Below are 4,579 nucleotides of genomic sequence, written 5' to 3' on the forward strand. Positions count from 1 at the left end.
TATGTCGAGTGACCATAACCAGCGCCCAGTGAAGCCCAGATCGCTGACAAATGCATTGCCTGACGGATATCACCACGATCAATCATAGGTAAAGCGCCACGCTCCTTGATGTGCTGCAATGCCACAGCGTCCTGACTTTTCGGAGAGAAGTCTTTCAGGCCAAGCTGCTTGCGGTAGGCATCCCACCAACGGGAAGAAGCTGGTAGCGTCCGGCGCCTGTTGATTTGAGTTTTGGGTTTAGCGTGACAAGTTTGCGAGGGTGATCGGAGTAATCAGATAAATAGCTCTCGCCTACAATGACGTCATAACCATGATTTCTGGTTTTCTGACGTCCGTTATCAGTTCCCTCCGACCACGCCAGCATATCGAGGAACGCCTTACGTTGATTATTGATTTCTACCATCTTCCTCACTTCGTTAGCAGCGAAGCGTTTGATAAGCGAACCAATCGAGTCAGTACCGATGTAGCCGATAAACACGCTCGTTATATAGCGAGATTGCTACTTAGTCCGGCGAAGTCGAGAAGGTCACGAATGAACTAGGCGATAATGGCGCACATCGTTGCGTCGATTACTGTTTTTGTAAACGCACCGCCATTATACTGCCGCGAAGGTACGCCATTGCAAACGCAAGGATTGCCCCGATGCCTTGTATCCTTTGCCGCAGAATGGCGGCCAACAGGTCATGTTTTTCTGGCATCTTCATGTCTTACCCCCAATAAGGGGATTTGCTCTATTTAATTAGGAATAAGGTCGATTACTGATAGAACAAATCCAGGCTACTGTGTTTAGTAATCAGATTTGTTCGTGACCGATATGCACGGGCAAAACGGCAGGAGGTTAAGTCGAACACATTCAAAAAAGCGACCAGGCCAACGAGGCAGCGAACCCATCTGAGGCATGCTTAACCCTAGCAAACTATCTTAACCAGAAGATGTACATCACTTCAGAGGTCGAGCAAGTTAAGCATAGGTTGCAGCACCTGCCATCAGATTGTGTTTGTTAGTCGCTTTTTTTTTTGGAATTTTTTTTTTGGAATTTTTTTTTTGCGCTAACAACCTCCTGCCGTTTTGCCCGTGCATATCGGTCACGAACAAATCTGATTACTAAACACAGTAGCCTGGATTTGTTCTATCAGTAATCGACCTTATTCCTAATTAAATAGAGCAAATCCCCTTATTGGGGGTAAGACATGAAGATGCCAGAAAAACATGACCTGTTGGCCGCCATTCTCGCGGCAAAGGAACAAGGCATCGGGGCAATCCTTGCGTTTGCAATGGCGTACCTTCGCGGCAGATATAATGGCGGTGCGTTTACAAAAACAGTAATCGACGCAACGATGTGCGCCATTATCGCCTAGTTCATTCGTGACCTTCTCGACTTCGCCGGACTAAGTAGCAATCTCGCTTATATAACGAGCGTGTTTATCGGCTACATCGGTACTGACTCGATTGGTTCGCTTATCAAACGCTTCGCTGCTAAAAAAGCCGGAGTAGAAGATGGTAGAAATCAATAATCAACGTAAGGCGTTCCTCGATATGCTGGCGTGGTCGGAGGGAACTGATAACGGACGTCAGAAAACCAGAAATCATGGTTATGACGTCATTGTAGGCGGAGAGCTATTTACTGATTACTCCGATCACCCTCGCAAACTTGTCACGCTAAACCCAAAACTCAAATCAACAGGCGCCGGACGCTACCAGCTTCTTTCCCGTTGGTGGGATGCCTACCGCAAGCAGCTTGGCCTGAAAGACTTCTCTCCGAAAAGTCAGGACGCTGTGGCATTGCAGCAGATTAAGGAGCGTGGCGCTTTACCTATGATTGATCGTGGTGATATCCGTCAGGCAATCGACCGTTGCAGCAATATCTGGGCTTCACTGCCGGGCGCTGGTTATGGTCAGTTCGAGCATAAGGCTGACAGCCTGATTGCAAAATTCAAAGAAGCGGGCGGAACGGTCAGAGAGATTGATGTATGAGCAGAGTCACCGCGATTATCTCCGCTCTGGTTATCTGCATCATCGTCTGCCTGTCATGGGCTGTTAATCATTACCGTGATAACGCCATTACCTACAAAGCCCAGCGCGACAAAAATGCCAGAGAACTGAAGCTGGCGAACGCGGCAATTACTGACATGCAGATGCGTCAGCGTGATGTTGCTGCGCTCGATGCAAAATACACGAAGGAGTTAGCTGATGCTAAAGCTGAAAATGATGCTCTGCGTGATGATGTTGCCGCTGGTCGTCGTCGGTTGCACATCAAAGCAGTCTGTCAGTCAGTGCGTGAAGCCACCACCGCCTCCGGCGTGGATAATGCAGCCTCCCCCGACTGGCAGACACCGCTGAACGGGATTATTTCACCCTCAGAGAGAGGCTGATCACTATGCAAAAACAACTGGAAGGAACCCAGAAGTATATTAATGAGCAGTGCAGATAGAGTTGCCCATATCGATGGGCAACTCATGCAATTATTGTGAGCAATACACACGCGCTTCCAGCGGAGTATAAATGCCTAAAGTAATAAAACCGAGCAATCCATTTACGAATGTTTGCTGGGTTTCTGTTTTAACAACATTTTCTGCGCCGCCACAAATTTTGGCTGCATCGACAGTTTTCTTCTGCCCAATTCCAGAAACGAAGAAATGATGGGTGATGGTTTCCTTTGGTGCTACTGCTGCCGGTTTGTTTTGAACAGTAAACGTCTGTTGAGCACATCCTGTAATAAGCAGGGCCAGCGCAGTAGCGAGTAGCATTTTTTTCATGGTGTTATTCCCGATGCTTTTTGAAGTTCGCAGAATCGTATGTGTAGAAAATTAAACAAACCCTAAACAATGAGTTGAAATTTCATATTGTTAATATTTATTAATGTATGTCAGGTGCGATGAATCGTCATTGTATTCCCGGATTAACTATGTCCACAGCCCTGACGGGGAACTTCTCTGCGGGAGTGTCCGGGAATAATTAAAACGATGCACACAGGGTTTAGCGCGTACACGTATTGCATTATGCCAACGCCCCGGTGCTGACACGGAAGAAACCGGACGTTATGATTTAGCGTGGAAAGATTTGTGTAGTGTTCTGAATGCTCTCAGTAAATAGTAATGAATTATCAAAGGTATAGTAATATCTTTTATGTTCATGGATATTTGTAACCCATCGGAAAACTCCTGCTTTAGCAAGATTTTCCCTGTATTGCTGAAATGTGATTTCTCTTGATTTCAACCTATCATAGGACGTTTCTATAAGATGCGTGTTTCTTGAGAATTTAACATTTACAACCTTTTTAAGTCCTTTTATTAACACGGTGTTATCGTTTTCTAACACGATGTGAATATTATCTGTGGCTAGATAGTAAATATAATGTGAGACGTTGTGACGTTTTAGTTCAGAATAAAACAATTCACAGTCTAAATCTTTTCGCACTTGATCGAATATTTCTTTAAAAATGGCAACCTGAGCCATTGGTAAAACCTTCCATGTGATACGAGGGCGCGTAGTTTGCATTATCGTTTTTATCGTTTCAATCTGGTCTGACCTCCTTGTGTTTTGTTGATGATTTATGTCAAATATTAGGAATGTTTTCACTTAATAGTATTGGTTGCGTAACAAAGTGCGGTCCTGCTGGCATTCTGGAGGGAAATACAACCGACAGATGTATGTAAGGCCAACGTGCTCAAATCTTCATACAGAAAGATTTGAAGTAATATTTTAACCGCTAGATGAAGAGCAAGCGCATGGAGCGACAAAATGAATAAAGAACAATCTGCTGATGATCCCTCCGTGGATCTGATTCGTGTAAAAAATATGCTTAATAGCACCATTTCTATGAGTTACCCTGATGTTGTAATTGCATGTATAGAACATAAGGTGTCTCTGGAAGCATTCAGAGCAATTGAGGCAGCGTTGGTGAAGCACGATAATAATATGAAGGATTATTCCCTGGTGGTTGACTGATCACCATAACTGCTAATCATTCAAACTATTTAGTCTGTGACAGAGCCAACACGCAGTCTGTCACTGTCAGGAAAGTGGTAAAACTGCAACTCAATTACTGCAATGCCCTCGTAATTAAGTGAATTTACAATATCGTCCTGTTCGGAGGGAAGAACGCGGGATGTTCATTCTTCATCACTTTTAATTGATGTATATGCTCTCTTTTCTGACGTTAGTCTCCGACGGCAGGCTTCAATGACCCAGGCTGAGAAATTCCCGGACCCTTTTTGCTCAAGAGCGATGTTAATTTGTTCAATCATTTGGTTAGGAAAGCGGATGTTGCGGGTTGTTGTTCTGCGGGTTCTGTTCTTCGTTGACATGAGGTTGCCCCGTATTCAGTGTCGCTGATTTGTATTGTCTGAAGTTGTTTTTACGTTAAGTTGATGCAGATCAATTAATACGATACCTGCGTCATAATTGATTATTTGACGTGGTTTGATGGCCTCCACGCACGTTGTGATATGTAGATGATAATCATTATCACTTTACGGGTCCTTTCCGGTGAAAAAAAGGTACCAAAAAAAACATCGTCGTGAGTAGTGAACCGTAAGCAGGTGCTGCTAACCCATCATGCAGAACTATGCTTAACCTT

6 protein-coding genes and 2 pseudogenes are annotated in these 4,579 nt (G+C 44.5%); 4 read left to right on the forward strand and 4 right to left on the reverse strand.

What is annotated here, in order from left to right:
• Positions 1-154: 154 nt before the first annotated feature.
• Positions 155-478, reverse strand: coding sequence for a hypothetical protein (locus ACSKB9_RS41440; RefSeq protein WP_438080699.1), 324 nt, complete (start codon positions 476-478; stop codon positions 155-157).
• A gap of 718 nt (positions 479-1,196) precedes the next feature.
• On the opposite strand from ACSKB9_RS41440, the pseudogene ACSKB9_RS41445 reads away from it, so the two are divergent.
• The 3 genes and pseudogenes from ACSKB9_RS41445 to rzpD all read left to right on the forward strand — a co-directional run bounded on the left by ACSKB9_RS41445 (position 1,197) and on the right by rzpD (position 2,431).
• A pseudogene (locus ACSKB9_RS41445) lies at positions 1,197-1,514 on the forward strand (phage holin, lambda family).
• Complete coding sequence (locus tag ACSKB9_RS41450) at positions 1,498-1,974, forward strand: glycoside hydrolase family 24 protein (protein WP_000229403.1); 477 nt, start codon at positions 1,498-1,500, stop codon at positions 1,972-1,974. The pseudogene ACSKB9_RS41445 and the gene ACSKB9_RS41450 overlap by 17 nt, the downstream one beginning before the upstream one ends.
• Positions 1,971-2,431 (forward strand): annotated as a pseudogene (gene rzpD, locus ACSKB9_RS41455) (prophage endopeptidase RzpD). The gene ACSKB9_RS41450 and the pseudogene rzpD overlap by 4 nt, the downstream one beginning before the upstream one ends.
• Before the next feature lie 31 nt (positions 2,432-2,462).
• Here rzpD and bor read toward each other — a convergent pair.
• Positions 2,463-2,756 carry a serum resistance lipoprotein Bor gene (bor, locus tag ACSKB9_RS41460; RefSeq protein WP_000738492.1) on the reverse strand — a complete coding sequence of 98 codons (294 nt, stop codon included), beginning with the start codon at positions 2,754-2,756 and terminating at the stop codon, positions 2,463-2,465.
• A 289-nt stretch (positions 2,757-3,045) separates the two neighbouring features.
• Positions 3,046-3,498 carry a DUF1398 domain-containing protein gene (locus ACSKB9_RS41465; protein ID WP_223248938.1) on the reverse strand — a complete coding sequence of 151 codons (453 nt, stop codon included), beginning with the start codon at positions 3,496-3,498 and terminating at the stop codon, positions 3,046-3,048.
• Between the two features lie 243 nt (positions 3,499-3,741).
• On the opposite strand from ACSKB9_RS41465, the gene ybcW reads away from it, so the two are divergent.
• On the forward strand, positions 3,742-3,948 hold the full coding sequence (gene ybcW / locus ACSKB9_RS41470; protein ID WP_001031427.1) for a protein YbcW: 207 nt from the start codon (positions 3,742-3,744) through the stop codon (positions 3,946-3,948).
• Positions 3,949-4,112: 164 nt separating this feature from the next.
• Here the strand turns inward: ybcW and ACSKB9_RS41475 are convergent, their stop codons facing one another.
• Complete coding sequence (locus ACSKB9_RS41475) at positions 4,113-4,307, reverse strand: YlcI/YnfO family protein (RefSeq protein ID WP_001421937.1); 195 nt, start codon at positions 4,305-4,307, stop codon at positions 4,113-4,115.
• Positions 4,308-4,579 lie beyond the last annotated feature (272 nt).

The sequence above is a fragment of the Bradyrhizobium sp. BR 1433 genome, assembly GCF_051547665.1.
GTDB lineage: Bacteria > Pseudomonadota > Alphaproteobacteria > Rhizobiales > Xanthobacteraceae > Bradyrhizobium > Bradyrhizobium australafricanum.

What these genes read in the sequence shown, in the direction of transcription:
- ybcW (WP_001031427.1), top strand. Translation starts at nt 3,742, where the DNA reads ATGAATAAAGAACAATCTGCTGATGATCCCTCCGTGGATCTGATTCGT.
- ACSKB9_RS41465 (WP_223248938.1), bottom strand. Translation starts at nt 3,498, where the DNA reads ATGCAAACTACGCGCCCTCGTATCACATGGAAGGTTTTACCAATGGCT.
- ACSKB9_RS41475 (WP_001421937.1), bottom strand. Translation starts at nt 4,307, where the DNA reads ATGTCAACGAAGAACAGAACCCGCAGAACAACAACCCGCAACATCCGC.
- bor (WP_000738492.1), bottom strand. Translation starts at nt 2,756, where the DNA reads ATGAAAAAAATGCTACTCGCTACTGCGCTGGCCCTGCTTATTACAGGA.
- ACSKB9_RS41450 (WP_000229403.1), top strand. Translation starts at nt 1,498, where the DNA reads ATGGTAGAAATCAATAATCAACGTAAGGCGTTCCTCGATATGCTGGCG.